1 pseudogene is annotated in these 255 nt (G+C 56.1%); it reads right to left on the bottom strand.

What is annotated here, in order from left to right:
• A pseudogene (locus tag B4920_RS30165) lies at positions 1–255 on the bottom strand (TraN); the annotation flags it as partial.

Raw genomic sequence — 255 nt, 5'->3', positions numbered from 1 at the left:
TCGCGCCCTTACTGAGTCAACGAATCGCCCCCGTTCTGCATCGTCTTGAATTTTTACCTGGGCGAACTTATCCGCGACAGCGTACACGCTTGCGGCATCCTGGATCGCCTTATCGCCGGGATACTTCTTCAGAAGCTCTTGGTTTGATAGCTGCCTGAAGTCTTCGGCCTTCGCCTGTTCTGGCGTTAACTCTTGCTTTCCTGGGCGTTCAGGCGCTTCAGCTCCGCTTTTGCCCATTCCCCAGCCTGCCGCATC

Origin of the sequence: Zoogloea sp. LCSB751, assembly GCF_002028455.1 — a bacterium.
Lineage (GTDB): Bacteria > Pseudomonadota > Gammaproteobacteria > Burkholderiales > Rhodocyclaceae > Zoogloea.
Note: the sequence above shows the minus strand (reverse complement) of the source record. Positions and strands in the feature narration are given on the sequence as shown.